Genomic DNA, 22949 nt, shown 5'->3' with positions numbered 1-22949 from the left:
GGGATGCCATGCTGAACCTTGCCGAATACCGCCAGCGGCCCGCGCTGCTCGCCGACTGGCTGCCTTGGGCTGGCCTGGTCGCGCCAGGTGTCGTCTTGAACAAGGACGGCAGCTTTCAGCGCACAGCCCGTTTCCGTGGCCCCGACCTCGACAGCGCCACGCAAGGCGAGCTGATCGCCACCACGGCGCGGCTGAACAACGCACTGCGCCGGCTGGGTTCGGGCTGGGCGCTGTTCGTGGAAGCCGAGCGCCGGCCAGCGGCGGACTATCCGCATTCCGACTTCCCCGAACCGCTGTCGTGGCTGGTGGACGAGGAGCGCCGCGCCGCCTTCGAGGAATCGGGCAACCACTTCGAGAGCACCTATCACCTGACGCTGACCTATCTGCCGCCGGAGGAATCCCGCGCCCGCGCGGCCAAGCTGCTCTACGAGCACGCGCCGGGCGAGGGCGTGGACTGGCGCGGCCGGCTCGACGCCTTCGTGGCGGAAACCAATCGCGTGTTCGACCTGCTCGATGGCGTGATGCCCGAAATCGGCTGGCTCGATGACGCGCAGACACTGACCTACCTGCACGCCACGGTTTCGACGCGACGCTATCGCATTGGCGTGCCCGAGGTGCCATTCCACCTCGACGCGCTGCTGGCCGACTCCGCCTTGGTCGGTGGCCTCGCGCCCATGCTGGGCGACCAGCATCTGCGCGTGGTGTCGGTGCGGGGATTCCCGACTTCGACCTGGCCGGGCCTGCTGGACGACCTCAACCGCCTGGGCTTTGCCTATCGCTGGAGTACCCGGTTTCTCTGCCTCGACAAAGCCGAGGCGGAAAAGGAGCTGGGCCGCCTGCGTCGCCAATGGTTTGCGAAACGGAAGAACGTCATTGCGCTGCTGCGCGAAACCATCTTCCAGCAGGAATCGCCTCTGGTGGACACGGATGCCAGCAACAAGGCGGCCGACGCGGACGCCGCCTTGCAGGAGCTGGGCAGCGATCAAGTGGCCTTCGGCTACCTGACGGCCACCGTCACCGTGATGGACACCGATGCCGCTGCGGCCGACGAAAAGCTGCGCATGGTGGAGCGCGTCATCCAGGGTCGGGGCTTCGTGACCATCCCCGAAACCTTGAATGCAGTCGATGCGTGGCTGTCGTCCATACCGGGCAACGCCTATGCCAACGTGCGCCAGCCCATCGTCTCGACGCTGAACCTGGCGCACATGATGCCGGTATCCGCCGTGTGGGCCGGGCCGGAGAAAAATGCTCACCTCGACGGCCCGCCGCTGATCGTCACGCGCACCGATGGCGCGACGCCGTTCCGGCTGGTGACGCACATCGGCGACGTGGGGCACACGCTGGTCGCTGGCCCGACCGGCATGGGCAAGTCCGTTTTGCTGGCGATGCTGGCCTTGCAGTTCCGTCGCTACTTCGGTTCGCGCATCTTCGCCTTCGACATGGGACGATCCATGCGGGCGACGGTGCTGGGCCTGGGCGGTGAACACTACGACCTCGGCGCGGATGGCGGCATTGCCTTTCAGCCACTGGCACGGATCGACCGCGTGGGTTATCGCACCTGGGCCGCCGAATGGGTGGAAGGCCGCCTGCTGCACGAAGGCGTGACCGTCGGCCCGGATGAGAAGGCGGCCATCTGGTCGGCGCTCGGCAGTCTGGCCGGTGCGCCGGTGGAACAGCGCACCATGACCGGCCTTTCGGTGCTGCTGCAATCGAACGCGCTGCGCCAGGCCCTGTCGCCCTATGTGCTCGGCGGCGCGCACGGCAAGCTGCTGGATGCCGACCGCGATCGGCTCGGCAGCGGCGACGTGCAGGGCTTCGAGATGGAAGAACTGATGCACAGCCCCGCCGCCGTGCAGGCGGTGCTGCGCTACCTGTTCGCCCGCTTCGATGCGCGTTTCGACGGTGCGCCCACGCTGCTGATCCTCGATGAAGCCTGGCTGTTCCTCGATGAACCGTCGTTCGCCGCCCGCATCCGGCAATGGCTCAAGACGCTGCGCAAGAAGAACGTCAGCGTCATTTTCGCCACGCAATCGCTGGCCGACATCAAGGATTCGAGCATTGCCCCGGCGGTGATCGAAAGCTGCGCCAGTCGGATTTTTCTCCCTAACCCGCAGGCGACCGAGCCGCAGATTCGCACGATCTACGAAGGCTTCGGGCTGAACTCGCGGCAAATCGAAATCGTCGCTACCGCGCAGCCCAAGCGTGATTACTACTACCAGTCGAGCCTCGGCAATCGACTGTTCGACCTCGACCTGGGACCAGCCGCGCTCGCCTTCGCGGGCGCATCCACACCGCAAGACCAACGCGACATCGACTGCGTGCTGACGCAGGACGGCGCTCCCGGCTTCGCCGGTGCGTGGCTGCGCCATCGCGGCCTCAATTGGGCTGCCGATCTGCTGCCTTCTTCCCCCGCTTTTCAACTACCGGAGGTTTCACCATGAAAACCCAACCCCGTTTGCTGTCCGTCTCGCTCGCCGCAGTGCTGTCGGTGTCACTGTTGTCCGTTCAGCCTGCGTCTGCGCTGACGGTGTTCGACCCGTCCAACTTCGTGCAGAACACACTGACTGCCGTTCGCACCCTGGAGCAGATCAACAACCAGATCAACCAGCTTCAAAACGAAGCACAGATGCTGATGAACCAGGCGCGCAATCTGGCGAAGCTGGACTTCAACATCGTCAACCGGCTGCGCTCGACGCTCGCCACCACCGAACGCCTGATCGCCGAGGCGCAAGGGCTGGCTTTTGATGTGCAGAACATGGATGCCACGTTCTCGCGCCTGTACCCGGAGCAGTACGCCGCCACCATCAGCGGCGACCAGATGCTGCGCGATGCGCAGGAGCGCTGGAAAAACACGCTGAACGGCCTGCACACCGCGATGCGGATGCAGGCGCAGGTGTCGCAGAACCTGGCCCAAGACGAAAGCGCACTGGCCGACCTCGTGAGCCAAAGCCAATCGGCCACCGGCGCACTGCAAGCCATGCAGGCAACGAACCAGCTTCTCGCCTTGCAGGCCAAGCAGTCCATCCAGGCCCAGCAGCTCCAGATCACGCAAGACCGGGCGGCCTCGCTGGAGCTGGCGCGGCAGGCGGCGGCGGTGGAACGCGGGCGCGAAGTGACCCGGCGCTTTCTGGGCAGCGGCACGCCGTACACGCCCGAGCGCGTGAATTTCTACGGGAACTGACGAGGGGCTGCCATGAACAACGTGACGGTCATTGATCGCTTCCTCGATACCTTCTCGCGCTACATCGACTCGGGCTTTGGACTGTTGCAGGGCGAAGTGGCGTTCCTGACCGCCACGCTGATCGTCATCGACATGACGATTGCCGGGCTGTACTGGGCGATGAGCCACGCCACTGGCCAGGGCGAGGACGTGATCGCCAAGCTGCTGCGCAAGGTGCTCTACGTCGGTGCCTTCGCCTACATCCTCAACAACTTCAACTGGCTGGCCGGCATCGTGTTCCGCTCCTTTGCCGGACTGGGTCTGACCGCATCCGGCTCGACCCTGACGATGGAGAACTTCCTTCAGCCGGGCCGATTGGCCAAAACAGGCATTGACGCGGCTGCGCCGCTTCTTGACCAGATCAGCGACATGGCGGGCTTCCCCGAAGTGTTCGTGAACATGACGCCCATCGTGGTCATGTTCCTGGCCTGGGCGATGGTGATCCTGTGTTTCTTCGTGCTGGCGATCCAGCTTTTTATCACCCTGATCGAATTCAAGCTGACCACGCTCGCGGGCTTCGTGCTGGTGCCGTTCGCGCTGTGGAACAAGACCAGCTTTCTGGCCGAAAAGGTGCTGGGCAATGTGGTGTCGTCGGGCATCAAGGTGCTGGTGCTGGCGGTGATCGTCGGCATTGGCTCTGGCCTGTTTGCTCAGTTCCAGGTGCATCCGGCCGAACCCTCCATTGACCATGCGCTGGTCATCATGCTGGCCGCGCTGACGCTACTGGCGCTGGGGATCTTCGGGCCGGGTATTGCTACCGGGCTGGTATCCGGTGCGCCGCAGTTGGGGGCTGGCGCCATGGCCGGTGCGGCCATTGGCGCAGCAGGAGCGGCGGTTGCCGTGGGGGCTGCCGCCACAGGGGTAGGAGGTGCCGTGATGGCCGGGGCAAGGATGGCACCGGCTGCTGCCAAGCTCGCAGGCGCTGGTGCGCGGGCCGCCACCTCAGCGGCTGGCAGCGCCAAGTCGGCATTTCAAGCCGGTTCCGCTGCTGCGGGCGGCGGTGCCAAAGGCGCGATGGCGGGATTGGGCAATGTTGCCAAGAGTGGTGCGCAAGCGGCTGGACAACGCGCCAGTGCAGGCATCAAGTCAGCGGCAGCGAAGACGACTGCACCTTTCAAGGCAGGCTGGCAAGGCTCTAGCACAGATGGCGGCTCAGGTAGTAGCGCTGCAGCTTCCGGGCAAGCCGCCTCTGACGAAGCCAACTCTCAGAAGCAAGAACAACCCGGCTGGGCCAAGCGCCTGCATCGCCGACAACAACTCACCCAGGCCACTACGACTGCCGCGCACACGCTGCGCGGTGGCGACGGTGGTGGTTCGGGCCAAGGCCCAAGCCTGCGGGATTCCGATAGCTGATTTTCAAGGAGAACTCCATGCGATTCAAACGACCGCAGGTGCGCTATGCCGATACGCCGCAGCCTGCCACCCCGTATCAAGCCGCAGCCCAGGTGTGGGACGAGCGCATCGGCTCGGCCCGCGTGCAGGCGAAGAACTGGCGGCTGATGGCCTTTGGCTGCCTGGTGCTCGCGCTGGTGATGGCCGGTGGCCTGGTGTGGCGCTCGGCCCAATCCATCGTCACGCCCTATGTCATCGAGGTCGATCAGTCCGGCCAGGTGCGCACTGTGGGTGAAGCGGCCACGCCGTACCGGCCCACCGATGCGCAGACGGCGCACCACATCGCGCGTTTCGTGACGCTGGTGCGCTCGCTGTCCATCGACCCCATTGTCGTGCGCCAGAACTGGCTCGATGCCTACGACTACACCACCGACCGGGGCGCGGCGGTGCTCAACGACTATGCGCGGGTGAATGACCCGTTCGCCCGCATCGGCAAGGAATCGGTGACGGTGCAGATCACCAGTGTGGTTCGCGCCAGCGATGCATCGTTCAACGTGCGCTGGACGGAACGCCGCTACGTCAATGGCGCGGCTGCTGGCCTGGAGAGATGGACGGCGGTGGTGTCCATCGTGCAGCAGACCCCGCGCACCGAAGAGCGTCTGCGCCGCAACCCGCTAGGCATCTACGTCAATGGCCTGTCGTGGAGCCGTGAACTGGATTCTTCTGAAGGAGTGAAGCCATGAATGCACGTATCCGTAAAACCGCATTGCCGGTGATCCTGCTGGCATCGACTGTTCTGTTTGCGGGCTGCGCCACGCAGGGCAAACCGCCGCCGGTGATCTCGCTCGATGAGCCGGTGCAGGCCCAGCCACTGCCCGAGCCGCCCAAGCCCATCGAAGTGGTGGCAGTGCCCGAGCCGTTGGCATTGCCCGCACAGTTGAAGCCGCTGCCGGACGTTGATGCGGCCCCGACCACGCCGGAGCCTGCCGACGAGAAGGTGCGCGTCTCGCGTGCCAATGCTGAAGCACGGATCGCGCCGACCCGTGAGGGCTACGTCAATGCGATCCAGGTCTGGCCTTTCACCGATGGCGCGCTGTACCAGGTCTATGCGTCCGTGGGCCGCGTGACGGTGATCGCGCTCCAACCCGGTGAGGAACTGGTGACGGTCGCTGCGGGTGACACAGTGCGCTGGATCGTGGGCGACACCTCCAGCGGCAGCGGGGCCGATCTGCGCGTCAATGTATTGGTGAAGCCTATCTGCTCTGGCCTGAAAACCAATCTGGTCATCACCACCAGCCGCCGCACCTATCTGCTGGAACTGACTTCGACCGACAAGGCGTGGATGGCCTCAGTGTCCTGGGACTACCCGAAGGATCGGATGCTGGCCTTGCAGCGCCAGGCGCAGGCGGCCAGCGCCGCCGCGCCGGTCGATGTGGGCCTGTCTTTGGAGAGCATCCGGTTTCGCTATGCGGTCAGCGGCAGCAATCCGCCGTGGAAACCGCTGCGCGCCTTCGATGACGGTGAGAAGGTCTATATCCAGTTCCCGGCAGGCATCGCCCAGGGCGAGCTGCCCCCGCTGTTTGTCATCGGCGCGCAGGGCGACGGGCAACTGGTGAATTATCGCTTCCGCTCGCCGTACTACATCGTGGATCGCCTGTTCGGTGCTGCCGAACTGCGTCTGGGAGCCGACAAGGGCGACGTAGTGCGCATCGAGCGCACGGATGGCGTCGCCGGGAGGAACTGAGCATGAGCCAGGACGACATTCCCGACCTTGCCACGCCGCAGGCGGACAAGGTGGCTCCCGAGGCGGTGGCGCTACGCGCCCACCCGCGCCCGGTTACGCGCTTGAACCGGCGCACGCTGGCCATCCTCGCTGGTGGCTTGTCGGTCGGCGTGATGGGCGCACTGATCTGGTCGCTGCAACCGCAGCAACGCGGCGCAGGCGAATCCACCGAGCTGTACAACGTGGATCGCGTGTCCAAGTCGGAAGGGCTGGATGCACTGCCGACGGATTACTCAAAGCTGCCAGCGCTGCCGCCAGATGTGCCGGAGCTGGGGCCACCGCTGCCGGGTGATCTGGGGCCAGCCATCGTCAATTCGCAACAGCCGGTCGCCGCTACCTATGCCGCGCCCGGCTACGACCCCAACGATGCGCTGCGCAAGGAGGAAGAAGCGGCTGCAGCTTCGTCGGTATTCTTCCGCACCGGCTCCCCGCAGGCTGCGCCCGTGGCGCAGTCACAAGTCGCTGCCGCACCGGGTTTTGCCGCCGATGCTGCTTTCGATCCGCTGGCCGGTGGCCCGGCCTCGACGGCGGCACAACCTGCCGATCCGACTGCCGTGCAGAACCGGCAAGACCAGAAAGCGGCATTCCTGGCTGGCGGTTCTACAGAAACCCGTAATTCCGGCAATCTGCAAATGCCCACCTCGCCGTATCAGGTGATGGCCGGAACGGTCATTGCCGGGGCACTGGTCACGGGCATCAAGTCCGACCTGCCGGGCGACGTGATCGCCACGGTGACGGAACCGATCTATGACACGGCCACTGGCAAGTTCCTGCTGATCCCGCAGGGGTCGCGCATCCTGGGCAAGTACAACAGCCAGGTCAGCTATGGGCAGAGCCGCGTGCAGGTGGTGTGGAACCGCATCATCCTGCCCGATACGTCTTCACTCACGCTCGACAATTTGGTCGGTACTGATCCAGCAGGCTATGCCGGTCTGGAAGACGATGTGGACTGGCATTGGGATCGGATCTTTGCAGGTGCCATCATGACCACGCTGCTGGGCGTGGGAGCCGAACTGGCTGCACCCGAGAACCGCCAGGATGGTGACCGCGTCATCATCGCCGGGCGCGACAGCTTGCAGGACACTGTGAACCAGGTCGGCCAGGAAGTGACCCGGCGCAACCTCAACATCCAGCCCACGCTGACGATCCGGCCTGGAATGCCGGTGCGTATCGTGATCGGCCGGGATTTGGTACTTCGCCCGTACCAGCCGCTGTTCTTCAATAAGGGGACTTCTCGATGAGCACAACCAAAAAGCTGCGGCTCGGGCCGCTGCCCAAGACCGAAAACGTCAAACTGACCTTCACTTGCCCGGCAGGCCTGAAAGCAAACCTCGACCGCTACGCCGCGTTGCACGCGCAGGCGTATGGCGAGGCGGTCGATGCCGTGACCCTGATCCCGCACATGCTGGAGGCATTCATGGCAGGAGATCGGGGATTCAAGAAAGGAATCAAGCCATAAGGTAGCCCAACACCGAGCATTCACGATAAACTGAACGCATCTATGACCAAGAGGAAGCATTGGAGCGAGAAGACCGATAGTTCTATCAGCCTGACGTATCAACAGATTCAGAAGACCGAGAGAACCGTCCGAATGCTGGGTGAGATTCCCACTAACAACAAGCACCGTCCCGTAACCAACGCACAACAAACCAAGGAGGTAACTATGAAGAAAACAAACTTCAAACTTAGTTTCGTGGCAAGTTGGGCTGTGGCACTGTCGGTCTTCGTTGGCGCTGGAGGTGCACAGTACATCTGTGCTCGATCCAATGCTTCTTCCTGTTGACATCTTGGGCTTCGGCCCACTGTTGACCTGAAAGAACGCGCAGCTCAACGCTGCGCGTTCTTCATTCTAGAGGGATGGCGTCCTACTGGGCGATATTCAGCAAAAAAGTCTGCCGTCTGCTGGCAACCGTCCCCGATGCAGTACGACTTGGCCCACTACCCCGACGCTCCCATGTGGCTCCTAGCCTACACTTCGGTCGCCCTGAAAAGCAATGCGAAATAGAGCTAACCCCCTGTCTCGTTTAAGCTTTTAGCTTCTTGGTGATTTTCAGAATGAGCTTGACACCAGCCATTTTTTATGCCCGGGACAATGGGAGGCTCATGCTCCAACTGTTGTTGCGCACACCGACGCCGCGCACACCGGCACCTTTGCGTTGCGCGCGAATCAAGCCGATACTCGGCGGAGGGAATCCACAGTCACATAGCAGGAACGAAAATCGCGGACTGTGATGCATTCCTAGGTATTCTTGTCCCAATGGAATTGAACGACCCGACATGCCTCCCGAGCTGACAGCTGCCCTGGCGCTCTGCCGCAACCTGCCTTCGCCACCCGGTATTGCCCTGCGCATCATCGAACTGGCACAGGACCCGGAAGCGGACATCGCCACCGCCGCCGACATCATCGCCATCGACATGGCGCTGAGCGCTCGCATGCTGCGCATCGCCAATTCGCCGCTGTACGCCAGTCGTCGCCGCATCGAGAACCTCGGCCAGGCACTGACCATGCTCGGCCTGAATGCCACGATCAGCCTTGCCCTGGGCTTCACCGTCACCCAGGGCCTGACCGGCGGCGCCGGTGCCGACCACGACCTGCGCCAGCGCGCGTGGAAGCGCAGCATTCTCAGCGCACTGGCCGCCAGCCAGCTGGGCCAGGCCCGTGGCCTGCGCCGCCTGGAGGAACTGATGCTGGCCGGGCTGCTGCAGGACCTGGGCGTGCTGTGCCTGGCCCAGGCCGAATCGGAGCGCTACCTGCCGCTGCTGCGCGAAGCCCGTGACAACACGGACCTGGTTGCCCGCGAGCGCGACGCGCTCGGCTGCAGCCACGCCGATGTCGGCGCCTGGGTGGCCGAGCAATGGGGCCTGCCGCGCTATCTGGTGGAGAGCATCAGCCACAGCGAGGACGACGACGCTGCCAATTCGCCGTTCCAGGCCTGCGTGCAGCTGTCCGGCGCTGTCGCCGACATCTGGCTGGACGAAGATGCCGATGCCGCCCGCGAGCGCGCCCTGCACCAGGTGCATGACCGGCTGGAACTCGACAGCGCCCGTTTCGACCAGGTGCTGACCCGCATCAGCGAGGCCCTGCCGGACATCGCCAGCCTGTTCGAGGCAGGGCTGAACTCGCCCTCGCGGGTCCGTGAGCTGATCGACCACGCGCAGGAACTGGCCACCCTGCGCAACCTGCGCGAGCTGCAGGATGCCGACCAGGCGCGCCGCCGCGCCGACGAATTCGAGGCGCGGGCCAAGCGCCTGGCCGACCAGGCCCACCGCGACGCCCTGACCGGCGTGCTCAACCGCCGCCAGCTGGAGGCGGTGCTGGAGCAGGAGTTCCTGCGCGCCGGGCGCCAGGGCTGGCCGCTGTCGGTGGCCTTCATCGACCTGGACGACTTCAAGAAGATCAACGATGCCCACGGTCACCTGACCGGCGACGAGGTGCTGCGCGCCTTTGCCGGCAAGCTGCAGGGCCAGCTGCGCAACAGCGACACCGTGGCCCGCTTCGGCGGCGAGGAATTCGTCGCGCTGCTGCCCAATACCAGCGAAAGCGTGGCCCTGGACGTGATCCGCCGGGTACTGGCCAACATCGTCGCCACGCCGATGGCCGAGCTGGAGGGAGGTCCGTTGTTCGTCACCTTCTCCGCCGGCGTGGCCACCCAGGGCGGCTACGAGCGCTTTGCCGACGTGCAGGACCTGCTGCGTGCCGCCGACGATGTGCTGTACCGATCGAAGAACCTGGGCCGCAACCGGGTGATCGCCCGCTCCCCAGGCGCCCTCGGCCACGACAAGCTTTCAGCCACCGCCGGCGCCGAACTGGGCTGAACGGGACGCCCCGCGTGACCGGGGCGGATGGCAGGATTTTGCGCCGCAGTGCACAAAACACTTTGGCCCGACGCCGCATGCGCGTAGAATCGCCCGCGATTTCCACGCACCCGAGGTCCCTATGTCCAAGCTCGCCTATCGCCGCATCCTTCTGAAACTGTCCGGGGAGGCGCTGATGGGAGATGAGGACTACGGCATCGACCCGAAGATCATCAACCGCCTGGCCCGTGAGGTCATCGAAGCCCAGCAGGCAGGCGCCGAAGTTGCACTGGTGATCGGCGGCGGCAACATCTTCCGCGGCGCCGGCCTGGCCGCTGGCGGCATGGACCGGGTCACCGGCGACCAGATGGGCATGCTGGCCACGGTCATCAACGCTCTGGCCATGCAGGACGCCTTGGAAAAGCTGGGCGCCAAGGCCCGGGTGATGAGCGCGATCAAGATCAACGACGTGTGCGAGGACTACATCCGGCGCCGCGCCATCCGCCACCTGGAAAAGGGCCGCCTGGTGATCTTCGCCGCCGGCGTCGGCAGCCCGTTCTTCACCACCGACTCCGGTGCCGCCCTGCGCGCGATCGAGATCGGCGCCGACCTGCTGCTGAAGGCGACCAAGGTTGACGGCGTATACGACAAGGACCCGAACAAGCACAGCGACGCGGTCCGCTTCGACAGCCTGAGCTACGACGAAGTGATCCGCCGTGGCCTGGAAGTGATGGATACCGCCGCCTTCGCACTGGCCCGCGACAGCGACCTGCCGATGCGCGTGTTCGACATGGGCCAGCCGGGCGAGCTGCTGAAGATCCTCAGCGGCGAGAACATCGGCACCCTGGTCCAGGGCCGCGACCCGGCCTGAGCCTGAGTGCCAGGCGAGCTCCGGGCCGATTCAGGCCCGGCAGCGTCCCGTATTCGCCTATAATCGCCCGATTCCAGTTACACCCAGGACCGGGCGATGCTCAACGACATCAAGAACAACGCGCAGACGCGCATGGCCAAGAGCATCGACGCTCTGAAGCACACCCTCACCTCGATCCGCACCGGCCGCGCCACCCCGGCCCTGCTGGACCGCGTCACGGTCAGCGCCTATGGCAACGCCAGCACCCCGCTGAACCAGGTCGCATCGATCTCCAACGCCGACGCCCACTCGCTGCTCGTCACGCCGTTCGACAAGAGCATGATCAAGGAGATCGAAAAGGGTCTCTACAACGCCGAGTTCACCCCGAACACGCTGGGCACCGCGATCCGCATCAACATGCCGCCGCCGACCGAAGAGCGCCGCAAGGAGCTGGTCAAGCAGGTGCAGAAGGAAGGGGAAGGCGCCAAGATCGCGATCCGCAACATCCGTCAGGACGCGAACAAGGAAATCGCCAAGCTGGTCAAGGACAAGGCGATCAGCGAAGACGAGAAGAAGCGCGGTGAAGACGACATCCAGAAGTTGACCGACACCCACATCAAGGACGTCGACAAGGTCGTTGCCGACAAGGAAAAAGAACTGCTGTCGGTCTGAAGTCGATGCCTTCAGTCCCACCTCCATTGCCGGCCGCCCTGCCCCGCCACATTGCCATCATCATGGATGGCAATGGGCGCTGGGCACAGCAGCGCCGTCGTCCGCGCGTGATCGGCCACCGGGCCGGCGCGCGTGCGGTCAACCGCACCATCGAGCGCTGCCTTGAGCTGGGTATTCCGGCGCTGACCCTGTTCGCGTTCTCCAGCGAAAACTGGGGCCGGCCGCAGGAAGAAGTCGATGCGTTGATGAAGCTGTTCCTCGGCGCGCTCGACCGCGAAGTGGACGAGTTGCATCGGCGTGGCGTGCGCGTGCGCTTCATCGGCGAGCGCGAACGCTTCGGCGCCGGGCTGGTCAGCCGCATGCAGCTGGCCGAGCAGCGCACCGCGGACAACACCACCCTGACCCTGTCGATCGCCGCCAGCTACGGTGGCCGCCAGGACATCACCCGCGCCGCGCGCGCACTGGCCGCCGAGGTCGCCGCCGGCCGCCTGCTGCCCGAACAGATCGACGAATCGCTGCTGGGCAGCCAGGTCGCCCTGGCCGACCTGCCGCCACCGGACCTGTTCATCCGCACCGGTGGCGACACCCGCATCAGCAACTTCCTGCTGTGGCAGCTGGCGTACACCGAGCTGTGGTTCACCGAGGCGCTGTGGCCGGACTTCGATCCCGCTCTGCTGCAGCAGGCGCTGGACGCCTATGGCAGCCGTGAGCGTCGTTTCGGCCTGACCAGCGCCCAGATCGCCGCACTGGCCACCGAGACTTCCAGCCCATGACCAAGACCCGAGTCCTTGCCGCGCTGATCATGGCGCCGGTCGCCATTGCCGCGATCCTGCTGCTGCCGACCCAATGGTTGGCAGCGGCGGCGGCGGCGGTGCTGCTGATCGGCCTGTGGGAGTGGCTGAAGCTGGCCGGCATCGAAGACACCCTGGCACGCACCGTGCTGCTGGTGCTGAACCTGCTGCTGATGGTGCTGCTGGTCTGGGCCGATGGCAGCACGCTGGTGCTGTTCCAGATAACCACCCTGGCCGGCGTCGCCTGGTGGTTGGCGGCGCTGGTCTGGCTTCGCTTCTTCAATTTCGGCGCGCAACCGTCGGCACCCTCGCGCATCGTGAAGATGCTGGCCGGTACGCTGGCCATCGTTCCGGCCTGGGCCGCGCTGGTGCTGATCCATGCTGGCGGCGATCCGCCGGGCAAGCAGGGCCACCTGTGGCTGCTGGCTGCCCTGGCACTGGTCTGGGCGGCCGATTCGGGCGCCTATTTCGCCGGCCGTCACTTCGGCAAGCACAAGCTGGCCCCGCGCATCAGCCCCAACAAGACATGGGAAGGCCTGTTCGGCGGCCTGCTGGCCGGTGTCGCCGTGGCCGTCGGCCTGGGCTGGCTGGCCGGCATCGATACCGCACATCTGCCGGGCCTGCTGATCACCTCGGTGGTGGCCGTGTTCGCCTCGGTACTGGGTGATCTGTTTGAAAGCCTGATCAAGCGTCACGCCGGCGCCAAGGACTCGGGCCACCTGATTCCGGGCCATGGCGGCGTGCTCGACCGTGTCGACGGCGTCCTGGCTGCGGTGCCGGTGTTCGCACTCGGCAAGGAAATCTTCGGGTTCTGACCATGAATGCTGTCGCAGACCTGCGCCGGGTCGCCGTGTTCGGCGCCACCGGCTCGATCGGTGCCTCCACGCTGGACGTGATCGCCCGCCACCCGCAGCGCTATCAGGCCACCGTGCTGGCCGCCGGCCGCCAGGTGCAGGCGCTGCTGGCGCTGTGCCGCCAGCACAATCCCGCGCACGCGGTGATCGCCGACGCATCACTGTTCGCCGAGCTGCGCGACGGTCTGCGCGATGCCGGACTGGCCACCGAGGCGCATGCCGGCCATGCCGCGCTGGACCAGCTGGCCGCGAGCGATGCCTGCGACACCGTAGTCGCCGCCATCGTCGGTGCGGCCGGGCTGTCTTCCACCCTGGCCGCGGCCGCCGCGGGCAAGCGCATCCTGCTGGCCAACAAGGAATCGCTGGTGCTGGCCGGTGAGCTGCTGACCCGCACTGCCGAACGTGCCGGCGCCGAAATCATCCCGATCGACAGCGAACACAGCGCGATCTTCCAGTGCCTGCGCTCGCGCGACGCCAGCATTGACGGTGCCGGTGTGCGCCGCATCCTGCTGACCGCCTCCGGTGGCCCGTTCCGCGGCCGCAGCCGGGCCGCGCTGGCCCAGGTCACCCCGACCCAGGCCGTGGCCCACCCGAAATGGTCGATGGGCCCGAAGATCTCGGTCGATTCGGCGACGTTGATGAACAAGGGCCTGGAAGTGATCGAGGCCCACCACCTGTTCGGCATCCCCGGTGAGCGCATCGACGTGCTGGTGCATCCGCAGAGCCTGGTCCACTCGCTGGTCGAGTTCGTGGACGGTTCGACCCTGGCGCAGATGGGCCTGCCGGACATGCGCACCACCCTGGCCGTTGGCCTGGGCTGGCCACAACGCATCGAATCGGGCGTGGCGGGGCTGGACCTGCTGGCCCAGGGCCGTCTGGATTTCGAGGCCCCCGACACTGACGCGTTCCCCTGCCTGGCCCTCGCCTGGCAGGCGATGCAGGCCGGTGGCACCGCGCCGGCGGTGCTGAACGCTGCCAATGAAGAGGCCGTTTCAGCGTTTCTTCAGGGCCGGATCGGTTTCCTGACCATCCCGGAACTGGTTGCTAACGCTCTTTCAACACTGCCGACCCAGCCAGCCGATACACTGGAGGTCCTGTTGTCCGCCGACCAGCGGGCACGCCAGCTCACCCTGAACGCCATCGACGCCGCCTGAACGACCGCCTCGCACACGCATGACGACGCCGCCCCTGCCCGCCACTGTGAGCCTGCATGACTGACTTCATCGGATCGGTCTGGTGGATGATCGTCAGCCTCGGGCTGCTGGTCACGTTCCACGAGTTCGGGCATTACTGGGTCGGGCGCCTGTGCGGGGTCAAGATCCTGCGCTTCTCGGTCGGCTTCGGCCGGCCGCTGTGGTCGCGCCGGGACAAGCACGGTACCGAGTTCGCCATCGCCGCCATCCCGCTGGGCGGTTATGTGAAATTCCTCGACGAACGTGAAGTCGAAGTCCACCCGCACGAGCGCGGCCAGGCCTTCAACCACAAGACCGTCTGGCAGCGCATCGCCATCGTCGCCGCCGGACCGATCGCCAACCTGCTGCTGTGCATCCTGCTGCTGTGGGCGATGTTCGTGATCGGCAAGCAGGATTATTCGCCGACCATCGGCCGTGTCAGCGGCATCGCCGCCAGCGCCGGCCTGACCAGCGGCGACCGCGTGCTGCGCGTGGACGAGCGCCCGGTGGTTACCCTCGGCGAGGCCAGCATGGCGCTGACCGCCGCAGCGATGGACCGCCGCGACGTGAAGCTGGAAGTGCTGGACCCGGCCGATCAGGTGCGCGTGCGCACCCTGCCGCTGTCGCAGCTGCCCCCCGGTTTCGATGAACGACGCGTGCCGATCCTGGCTGGCCTTTACTGGCAGTCGTGGCTGCAACCGGCACGGGTCGATTCGCTCACCGCGGACTCCGTGGTGGCCGGGCAGCTGCAGCCGGGCGATCTGATCGTGGCGATCGACGGCCAGCGCATCGACGGTGCCGACCAGGTCATCGGCGAGATCCAGACGCTGGGCCGCGCTGGCGGCCCGGGCATGATCGAGGTCCTGCGGGGCGGCGAACGCCTGGCGCTGGAAGTCACCCCGCGCCAGGGCAAGGATTCCAGGGGCGAGCCGATCTGGCAGATCGGCGTGCAGTTCCCGACCTCGTTCAGCCCGCCCTATGACACCCTGCTGCGCTATGGCCCGCTCGACGCGGTCACCGTGGCCGTGCGCGAAACAGGCCGCCTGGCGGCCGATTCGCTGGGCATGATGGGCCGCATCGTCACCGGCAAAGCCTCGCTGCAGAACGTTTCCGGACCAGTGACCATCGCCCGCGTGGCCAATGTTTCAGCCAAACGCGGCCTGGACTGGTTCCTGCAGTTCCTTGCCCTGCTGTCACTCAGCCTGTGCATCATCAACCTGTTGCCGATCCCGATCTTGGACGGCGGCCACCTGCTGTATTACCTTATCGAGTTGGTCAAGGGCAGCCCGCTGAGCGAGCGTGCCATCGCCGCCGGCCAGTACATCGGCTTGGCGTTGCTGGCCGGGTTGATGGGGTTGGCGTTCTACAACGACATCCTCGGCCTGGTCCCGCGATGAACTTTTCCATGTTGTTGCCGTCTACAGCGTCGGCATCCCGCACCAACGAAATCGACCTTCCTACCGGACGTGACATGACGCGACTCCCCAATCGCCGCCTGCTGGCCCTCGCCCTCGCCGCCGTCACCGGCGCTCCCGCCCTGGCCCAGGCAGCCGAGCCCTTCACTGTCAGCGACATCCGCGTGGATGGCCTGCAGCGCATCAGCTCGGGCACGGTATTCACCTACCTGCCGGTGGAGCGTGGCGAGACGGTCACCGACAACAAGGTCGGCGAGACCATCCGCGCCCTGTACAAGACCGGCTTCTTCGAAGACGTGCAGCTGGACCGCCAGGGCAGCATCCTGGTGGTGACCGTCAAGGAACGCCCGGCGATCAACAAGCTGACCGTGACCGGCAATAAGGACATCAAGTCCGAACAGCTGCTCAAGGGCCTGTCCGACATCGGCCTGACCGAGGGCGGCACCTTCGATCGCCTGAGCCTGGACCGCGTGACCCAGGAACTGCGCCGCCAGTACAACGACCGCGGCAAGTACAACGTCGAGATCACCCCGACGGTGAGCCCGCTGGACCGCAACCGCGTGGACATCGCGATCGCGATCAAGGAAGGCAAGGCGGCCAAGATCCGTCACGTCAACCTGGTCGGCACCGAGAAGTTCGAGAGCAAGGACATCCTGGAGACCTGGGAGTCCAAGGAGCACAACTGGGCGTCGTGGTACCGCCGTGACGACCAGTACTCCAAGGAAAAGCTGTCCGGCGACCTGGAAAAACTCAATTCCTGGTACCTCGACCGCGGCTATGTCGACTTCAGCATTGATTCGACCCAGGTGTCGATCAGCCCCGACAAGCGCGACATGTTCCTCACCGCCGGCGTGACCGAAGGTGCGCAGTACAAGATCTCCGAGATCAAGGTCAGCGGCGACACGATCCTCCCGCAGGAGGACGTCGAGCGCATGGTGATCCAGAAGTCCGGCGACACGTTCTCGCGTGCGCTGCTGGAATTCAGCTCGGACACCATCACCAACTCGCTGTCCAACATCGGCTATGCGTTCGCCAAGGTGAACCCGATCCCGACCACCAACCGCCCCGAGCAGACCGTGGCGATCAACATGCAGGTCGTGCCCGGCCCTCGCGTGTCGGTGCGTCGCATCCTGTTCCGTGGCAACACACGTACGTCCGACGAAGTGATGCGTCGCGAAATGCGCCAGTTCGAGAACAGCTGGTACTCGCAGGCCGCGATCGACCGCTCCAAGATCCGCCTGCAGCGCCTGGGCTACTTCGAGTCGGTGGACGTGGAAACCCCGGCCGTCAGCGGCAGCAACGACCAGGTTGACGTCGTCTACAACGTCAAGGAAACCACGTCCGGCAGCTTCGTGTTCGGCCTGGGCTACTCGCAGTCCTACGGCATGACCACGTCGGTGCAGCTGTCGCAGAACAACTTCCTCGGCGGCGGCAACCGCGTGTCGGTCGAAGCCTCGCGCAGCAGCTACCTGCAGCGCTACGGCTTCAGCTACACCAACCCGTACTTCACCGATGACGGCGTGTCGCTGGGCTACAACCTGTCCTGGCGCGAGCTGGACTACTCCGACTTCAACACCGCGCAGTACAACAGCACCAATGGTTCGGCGCAGGTGGTGTTCGGCGTGCCGATCACCGAGACCGATACCGTCTCGCTGATGTTCGGCATCGACAGCAACCAGATCACCACCTACCAGGGCTCGACCCCGCAGTCGATCATCGACTACATCAACGCCGTCGGTAAGCGCACGTTCCATGCCTGGCGCACCGAGCTGGGCTGGGCGCGTGACTCGCGCAACGACTACTTCATGCCGACCCGCGGTACCTACCAGCGCATCGGCCTGGAAACCACGCTGCCGGGTTCGACCATCGAGTACTACAAGCTGAACTACCAGATCAGCAAGTACTGGCCGATCATGCCGTCGCTGGTGATCAACACCCGTGCCGAAGTGGGCTACGGCGATGCCTATGGCAACGACTACACCCGCACGCTGACCAACCCGGACGGCACCACCCGTACGGTGACCGCCAGCGGCCTACCGTTCTTCGAGAACTTCTACGCCGGCGGTACCAACTCGGTGCGTGGCTTCGAAGACAACACCCTCGGCCCGCGCGAAGTCACCAACGGCTATCCGGAAGGCCAGCCGCTGGGTGGTTCGCTGAAGACCGTTGGTTCGGTCGAAGCCTACTTCCCGCGCCTGTTCGACAGCCCGTCGGCACGTGTGTCAGCCTTCGTCGACTTCGGCAACGTTTACAACGGCGTGGACAACTTCAAGGCCAACGAACTGCGCGTGTCCACCGGTGTGGCCCTGCTGTGGCGCGCCCCGGTCGGCCCGATCTCGATCAGCTACGCCTTCCCGCTGAAGAAGAAAGACGATGACAAGATCGAACGGCTGCAATTCACGTTCGGTGGCCAGTTCTGAGGAACGTTGTTCCCCAGAACTGATCCACCTCCGGTGAATTGCCCGCGCATTTCACCTATCCCCCGCGCCGCTGGCGCGCCCCCCTTAACAAAGGGGGGCTCTCCACCAGACGGGGCGCGAAGCGCCGGGCTCTGCCCGGCGTTTTCGTTTTGCAGATGACACTGCACGGCACGGACTTTTGGCCGCGCTCGCGGGAAATTGTTCAGAGGCGGCGGGTGGCCCTGGACAGGACCGTTGGCGCCATGGGGCCGAGGCATGCCTCGGGCGGGTTGGGCAGGACGCCCAACCCCGGTCTTGCCGTGTGCGCAGGACAGCGCACACGAGCAAGGCGCCATCGAGCACCATGGAGGGGCTTTTGCGTGTCCTGGCCAGGGCCACCCGCCGCCTCCCGCCCGTACCAGGCAGGCGCCAAGCCCTGCCCCCGCATGACCGCAATGGCGTCACACGTTAAACTCCCGCCGTGAATACTCCCACCTACACCGCCCAGCAACTCGCCGAGCAGTTCGGCCTGCAGGTCCATGGCGACCCCGCCACCGCCATCCATGGCGTGGCTACCCTCGCCCATGCCGGTCCTGGCCAGCTGACCTTCCTCGCCAATCCACGCTACCGCGCCCAGCTGGCCGACAGCCAGGCCTCGCTGGTGGTCCTGCGTGCCGACGACGCCGAGGCCGCCCCCGGCGCCGCACTCGTGGCCAAGGACCCGTACACCACCTTCGCCAAGATCGCCGCGCTGTTCGATATCGCGCCAACGCGCCCGCCGGGCATCCACCCCAGCGCCGTCATCGATCCCAGCGCCCAGGTCGCCGCCAGCGCCCATATCGGTCCCTTCGTCTCCGTCGGCGCGCGCAGCGTGGTCGGTGAGAACTGCATCATCGGCACTGGCAGCGTGATCGGCGAAGACTGCAGCCTGGACAACGGCTGCGAGCTGATCGCGCGGGTCACCCTGGTCACCCGGGTCAAGCTCGGCAAGCGCGTTCGCGTGCATCCCGGCGCCGTACTCGGCGCCGATGGCTTCGGCCTGGCCATGGACGCCGGCAAGTGGATCAAGGTGCCGCAGCTCGGCGGCGTGCGCATCGGCGACGATTGCGAAATCGGCGCCAACACCTGCGTCGACCGTGGTGCGCTGGAAGACACCGTGCTGGACGAAGACGTGCGCCTGGACAACCTGGTGCAGATCGCGCACAACGTGCAGATCGGCGCGCACTCGGCCATCGCCGGCTGCACCGGCATCGCCGGCAGTGCCAGGATCGGCCGCTACTGCCTGCTCGGCGGCCACGTCGGCGTGGTCGGCCACCTCGAGATCTGCGACAAAGTCGTGATCACCGGCAAGTCGGTGGTCCGCAATTCCATCCATGAGCCGGGCGAGTACTCGTCCGGCACCCCGTTGACCGACAACCGCACGTGGCGCAAGAACGCCGCGCGCTTCAAGCAGCTGGACGCATTGGCTCGCCGCGTCCTGGCTGCTGGCAAGGAGAAAGAATGAACGACACGCTGCAGCTTCCGATCGACGTCTGCCAGATCCAGGAACTGCTCCCGCACCGCTATCCGTTCCTGCTGGTGGACCGGGTGCTTGAGCTCGACATCGAGGCCAAGCGCATCCTTGCGCAGAAGAACGTCAGCATCAACGAGCCGTTCTTCCAGGGTCACTTCCCCGGCCGCCCGATCATGCCTGGCGTGCTGATCATCGAAGCGCTGGCGCAGGCCGGTGGCGTGATGACCCAGCTCACGCTCGGCCGTGACTCGCAGTCCAAGCTGTTCTACATGGTCAAGGTGGAAAACGCCCGCTTCAACAAGCAGGTCGTGCCCGGCGACGTGCTGATGCTGGATGTGCAGATGAAGCGCCTGATCCGCAACATGGGCTGGTACTACGGCGAAGCCAAGGTCAACGGTGAAGTCGTTGCCTCGGCCGAAGTCATGTGTGCCGGCGCCAAGGGCTGATCCACTGGAGGCAGGAATGACTGACAACGCACCGCGGATCCACCCGACCGCCGTCATCGACCCGGCCGCGCGCCTGGCCGATGACGTCCAGGTGGGCGCGTTCACCCTGATCGGTGCCGATGTGGAAATCGGTGCCGGCACGGTGATCGGCCCCCATTGCAGCATCCACGGCCCGACGAAGATCGGCCGCGACAACCGCTTCATCGGCCACGCAGCGATCGGTGGCGAGCCGCAGGACAAGAAGTTCGGCGGCGAGCGCACCGAACTGGTGATCGGCGACCGCAACGTGTTCCGCGAGTTCGTCACGCTGAACCGTGGCACCGGCGGCGGCGGCGGCATCACCAGCATCGGCGACGACAACTGGATGCTGGCCTACACGCACGTGGCGCATGACTGCCATGTCGGCAACTTCTGCGTGTTCTCCAACAACACCACCCTGGCCGGCCATGTGACCGTGGGCGACTACGTGATCATCAGCGGCTTCGCCGGTGCCCACCAGTTCTGCCGGATCGGCGCGCATGCCTTCCTCGGCATGGGGGCGCTGACCAATGGCGACGTTCCGCCGTTCACCATGGTCGGCACCGATTCGCTGGGCCGCCCGCGCGGCATCAACAGCGAAGGACTGAAGCGCCGCGGTTTCGATGCCGAGCGCATTTCCGCCATCAAGCGTGCCTACCGCACCCTGTACGTGGCGGGCCTGCCGCTGGCCGAAGCCAAGGTGCAGCTGACCGAACAGGCGCGTGACAGCGATGACGTGAAGGCCATGCTGGACTTCATCGAGCACGCCGAGAGGCCCTTGCTGCGATGAGCAGCACGACCGGCCAGGCGCCGGCCGGCGCCGCTGTGATTCCGCTGGCCTCGATGACCGGCAGCGTCCCCGCGCAACGGGTGCTCAGCGAGCGCCCGTTGCGGATCGCCCTGGTCGCCGGTGAGGCCTCCGGCGATCTGCTCGGTGCGGGCCTGGTTCGCGAACTGAAAGCGCGCTTCCCGCATGCCGAATTCGCCGGCATCGGTGGCGACGCCATGCGCAGCGCCGGCTGCCAGACCTGGCACGATGCCAGCGAACTGGCGGTGATGGGCCTGACCGAAGTACTGCGCCATCTGCCGCGCCTGCTGAAGCTGCGCTCGGCGTTCCGCCAGCGTGCGCTGGACTGGCAGCCGGACGTGTTCATCGGCATCGACGCCCCCGACTTCAACCTGGGCATCGAGCGCTGGCTGAAGCAGCGTGGCGTGCGCACCGTGCATTACGTCAGCCCCTCGGTCTGGGCCTGGCGTGAGAAGCGTGCCGAGAAGATCGGCAGCAGCGCCGACCTGGTGCTGTGCCTGTTCCCGATGGAGCCGCCCATCTATGCCAAGCACGGCATCGACGCGCGCTTCGTCGGCCATCCGATGGCCGACGACATTCCGCTGCAGGGCAACCGCGAGGAAGCGCGCGCCGCGCTTGGCCTGCCGACTTCGGCCAAGGTGCTGGCGGTGCTGCCGGGCAGCCGCCTGGGCGAAATCTCGCGCCTCGGCGAACCCTTCTTCGAGGCTGCCTGGCAGGTCTCCGAACGCATCCCGGGCCTGCACGTGGTGGTGCCTGCCGCCAACCCCGCCTGCAAGCGCCTGATCGAAGAGCAGCTGTCACGCTCGGCGCTGCCGGTCGCGTACTCGCATGTGCTCGACGGCCAGGCCCGCAACGCCATGATCGCCGCCGACGTGGTGGTGCTGGCGTCCGGTACCGCGACCCTGGAGGCGATGCTGGTGAAGCGGCCGATGGTGGTCGGCTACCGTGTCAACGAACTGACCTACCGTCTGGTCAAGGCATTCGGCCTGATCAAGGTCGACCGCTTCGCCCTGCCCAACATCCTGGCCGGGCAGGACCTGGCACCGGAACTGATGCAGCACGACTGCACGCCGGACAAGCTGGCCGCGGCCATCCAGCAGTGGTTCGACCACCCACAACGGGTAACCGACCTGCAGGACACCTATGCACGCCTGCATGAGCGCCTGCGCCGCAATGCTTCGGCACGTGCCGCCGACGCCGTCGGCGAGCTGCTGATGCGCGACCAGGCCCAGGCATGAGCCGCCGCCACGCCGCAGCGGCCAGCCTGGCCCTGTTCGATGGCAGCGCGGTAATCGAGCCGGAACGCCTGGTTGCCGGCGTCGATGAGGCCGGCCGTGGTCCGCTCGCCGGGCCGGTGGCGGTGGCGGCGGTGGTGTTCGACCCGGCACGGCCACGCATCAACGGCCTGGACGATTCCAAGCAGCTCACCGCGGCGCGCCGCGAGCAGCTGCATGACCGCATCATCGAGCGCGCCCTTGCCTGGCACGTGGTGCTGGTGGACGTGGACACCATCGACCGCCTGAACATCTACCAGGCCACCCTGCAGGGCATGCGCGATGTCGTCGCCGCGGTCGCCCACGTGGCCGGCTTCGCGCGCATCGACGGCAACGTGGTGCCCAAGGGCCTGGTACTGCCGGCGCAGGCGCTGATCGGCGGCGATGGCATCGACCGCGCGATCATGGCCGCATCGATCCTGGCCAAGGTCTCGCGCGATCGCTACATGCAGGACGTGCACGCCCGCCACCCGCAGTACGGCTTCGAGCAACACAAGGGCTATGGCACCCCGGCCCACCTGGCCGCCCTGCGCGAGCACGGCCCCTGCATGGAGCACCGGCGCAGCTTCGCCCCGGTACGTGAGTGCCTCGGTTGACCTTGTAGAGC

At 65.8% G+C, this 22949-nt stretch carries 20 protein-coding genes; all 20 read left to right on the top strand.

All coding sequences use genetic code 11. From position 1 onward, the window contains the following. The first annotated feature begins 8 nt into the window (after positions 1-8). The 20 genes from trbE (at position 9) to N5D45_RS12665 (ending at position 22938) form a co-directional block, all read left to right on the top strand. Positions 9-2441, top strand: a complete 2433-nt coding sequence (gene trbE / locus N5D45_RS12760) for a conjugal transfer protein TrbE (protein ID WP_014703553.1) — start codon at positions 9-11, stop codon at positions 2439-2441. Continuing rightward, entirely contained in the window at positions 2438-3181 is a 744-nt protein-coding gene (trbJ, locus tag N5D45_RS12755) for a P-type conjugative transfer protein TrbJ (RefSeq protein WP_096989798.1), read from the top strand. Before trbE ends, trbJ begins: the two co-directional genes overlap by 4 nt. Positions 3182-3193: 12 nt before the next feature. Continuing rightward, positions 3194-4573, top strand: coding sequence for a P-type conjugative transfer protein TrbL (gene trbL, locus N5D45_RS12750; protein ID WP_014703555.1), 1380 nt, complete (start codon positions 3194-3196; stop codon positions 4571-4573). A gap of 17 nt (positions 4574-4590) precedes the next feature. Beyond that, positions 4591-5295, top strand: a complete 705-nt coding sequence (gene trbF, locus N5D45_RS12745) for a conjugal transfer protein TrbF (RefSeq protein ID WP_014703556.1) — start codon at positions 4591-4593, stop codon at positions 5293-5295. Beyond that, a complete protein-coding gene (gene trbG / locus N5D45_RS12740; RefSeq protein WP_279939043.1) occupies positions 5292-6296 on the top strand; it encodes a P-type conjugative transfer protein TrbG in 1005 nt (334 codons plus the stop codon). The genes trbF and trbG overlap by 4 nt, the downstream gene beginning before the upstream one ends. A gap of 2 nt (positions 6297-6298) precedes the next feature. Continuing rightward, on the top strand, positions 6299-7576 hold the full coding sequence (locus N5D45_RS12735; RefSeq protein ID WP_014703558.1) for a TrbI/VirB10 family protein: 1278 nt from the start codon (positions 6299-6301) through the stop codon (positions 7574-7576). After that, positions 7573-7794, top strand: a complete 222-nt coding sequence (locus N5D45_RS12730) for a DUF2274 domain-containing protein (RefSeq protein WP_014703559.1) — start codon at positions 7573-7575, stop codon at positions 7792-7794. Before N5D45_RS12735 ends, N5D45_RS12730 begins: the two co-directional genes overlap by 4 nt. A gap of 818 nt (positions 7795-8612) precedes the next feature. Then, a complete protein-coding gene (locus N5D45_RS12725; protein ID WP_197657092.1) occupies positions 8613-10151 on the top strand; it encodes a GGDEF domain-containing protein in 1539 nt (512 codons plus the stop codon). Between the two features lie 121 nt (positions 10152-10272). After that, the gene (pyrH, locus tag N5D45_RS12720; RefSeq protein WP_010486325.1) at positions 10273-11001 is read left to right on the top strand and encodes a UMP kinase; all 729 of its coding nucleotides are present in this window, start codon (positions 10273-10275) and stop codon (positions 10999-11001) included. 96 nt (positions 11002-11097) lie between these two features. Continuing rightward, on the top strand, positions 11098-11652 hold the full coding sequence (gene frr / locus N5D45_RS12715; protein ID WP_010486327.1) for a ribosome recycling factor: 555 nt from the start codon (positions 11098-11100) through the stop codon (positions 11650-11652). Between the two features lie 5 nt (positions 11653-11657). Further along, complete coding sequence (gene uppS / locus N5D45_RS12710) at positions 11658-12425, top strand: polyprenyl diphosphate synthase (protein ID WP_029380082.1); 768 nt, start codon at positions 11658-11660, stop codon at positions 12423-12425. Further along, entirely contained in the window at positions 12422-13258 is an 837-nt protein-coding gene (locus tag N5D45_RS12705) for a phosphatidate cytidylyltransferase (RefSeq protein ID WP_010486331.1), read from the top strand. Before uppS ends, N5D45_RS12705 begins: the two co-directional genes overlap by 4 nt. Before the next feature lie 2 nt (positions 13259-13260). Beyond that, complete coding sequence (locus N5D45_RS12700) at positions 13261-14451, top strand: 1-deoxy-D-xylulose-5-phosphate reductoisomerase (RefSeq protein ID WP_228355176.1); 1191 nt, start codon at positions 13261-13263, stop codon at positions 14449-14451. A gap of 56 nt (positions 14452-14507) precedes the next feature. After that, the gene (gene rseP / locus N5D45_RS12695; RefSeq protein WP_228355175.1) at positions 14508-15866 is read left to right on the top strand and encodes an RIP metalloprotease RseP; all 1359 of its coding nucleotides are present in this window, start codon (positions 14508-14510) and stop codon (positions 15864-15866) included. Between the two features lie 74 nt (positions 15867-15940). Further along, entirely contained in the window at positions 15941-18304 is a 2364-nt protein-coding gene (gene bamA / locus N5D45_RS12690; protein ID WP_010486337.1) for an outer membrane protein assembly factor BamA, read from the top strand. Between the two features lie 460 nt (positions 18305-18764). Continuing rightward, the gene (lpxD, locus tag N5D45_RS12685) at positions 18765-19787 is read left to right on the top strand and encodes a UDP-3-O-(3-hydroxymyristoyl)glucosamine N-acyltransferase (RefSeq protein WP_049455670.1); all 1023 of its coding nucleotides are present in this window, start codon (positions 18765-18767) and stop codon (positions 19785-19787) included. Then, positions 19784-20242 carry a 3-hydroxyacyl-ACP dehydratase FabZ gene (gene fabZ, locus N5D45_RS12680; protein WP_008265823.1) on the top strand — a complete coding sequence of 153 codons (459 nt, stop codon included), beginning with the start codon at positions 19784-19786 and terminating at the stop codon, positions 20240-20242. Before lpxD ends, fabZ begins: the two co-directional genes overlap by 4 nt. A 16-nt stretch (positions 20243-20258) precedes the next feature. Continuing rightward, a complete protein-coding gene (gene lpxA, locus N5D45_RS12675; RefSeq protein WP_134958344.1) occupies positions 20259-21050 on the top strand; it encodes an acyl-ACP--UDP-N-acetylglucosamine O-acyltransferase in 792 nt (263 codons plus the stop codon). After that, a complete protein-coding gene (lpxB, locus tag N5D45_RS12670) occupies positions 21047-22306 on the top strand; it encodes a lipid-A-disaccharide synthase (RefSeq protein ID WP_049482825.1) in 1260 nt (419 codons plus the stop codon). The genes lpxA and lpxB overlap by 4 nt, the downstream gene beginning before the upstream one ends. Then, positions 22303-22938 (top strand): ribonuclease HII, encoded by a 636-nt coding sequence (locus N5D45_RS12665; protein ID WP_043396472.1) that lies wholly within the window; start codon positions 22303-22305, stop codon positions 22936-22938. The genes lpxB and N5D45_RS12665 overlap by 4 nt, the downstream gene beginning before the upstream one ends. Positions 22939-22949: the final 11 nt, after the last annotated feature.

The sequence above is a fragment of the Stenotrophomonas sp. GD03819 genome (genome assembly GCF_029841665.1).
Taxonomy (GTDB): domain Bacteria; phylum Pseudomonadota; class Gammaproteobacteria; order Xanthomonadales; family Xanthomonadaceae; genus Stenotrophomonas; species Stenotrophomonas geniculata.
Note: the sequence above shows the minus strand (reverse complement) of the source record. Positions and strands in the feature narration are given on the sequence as shown.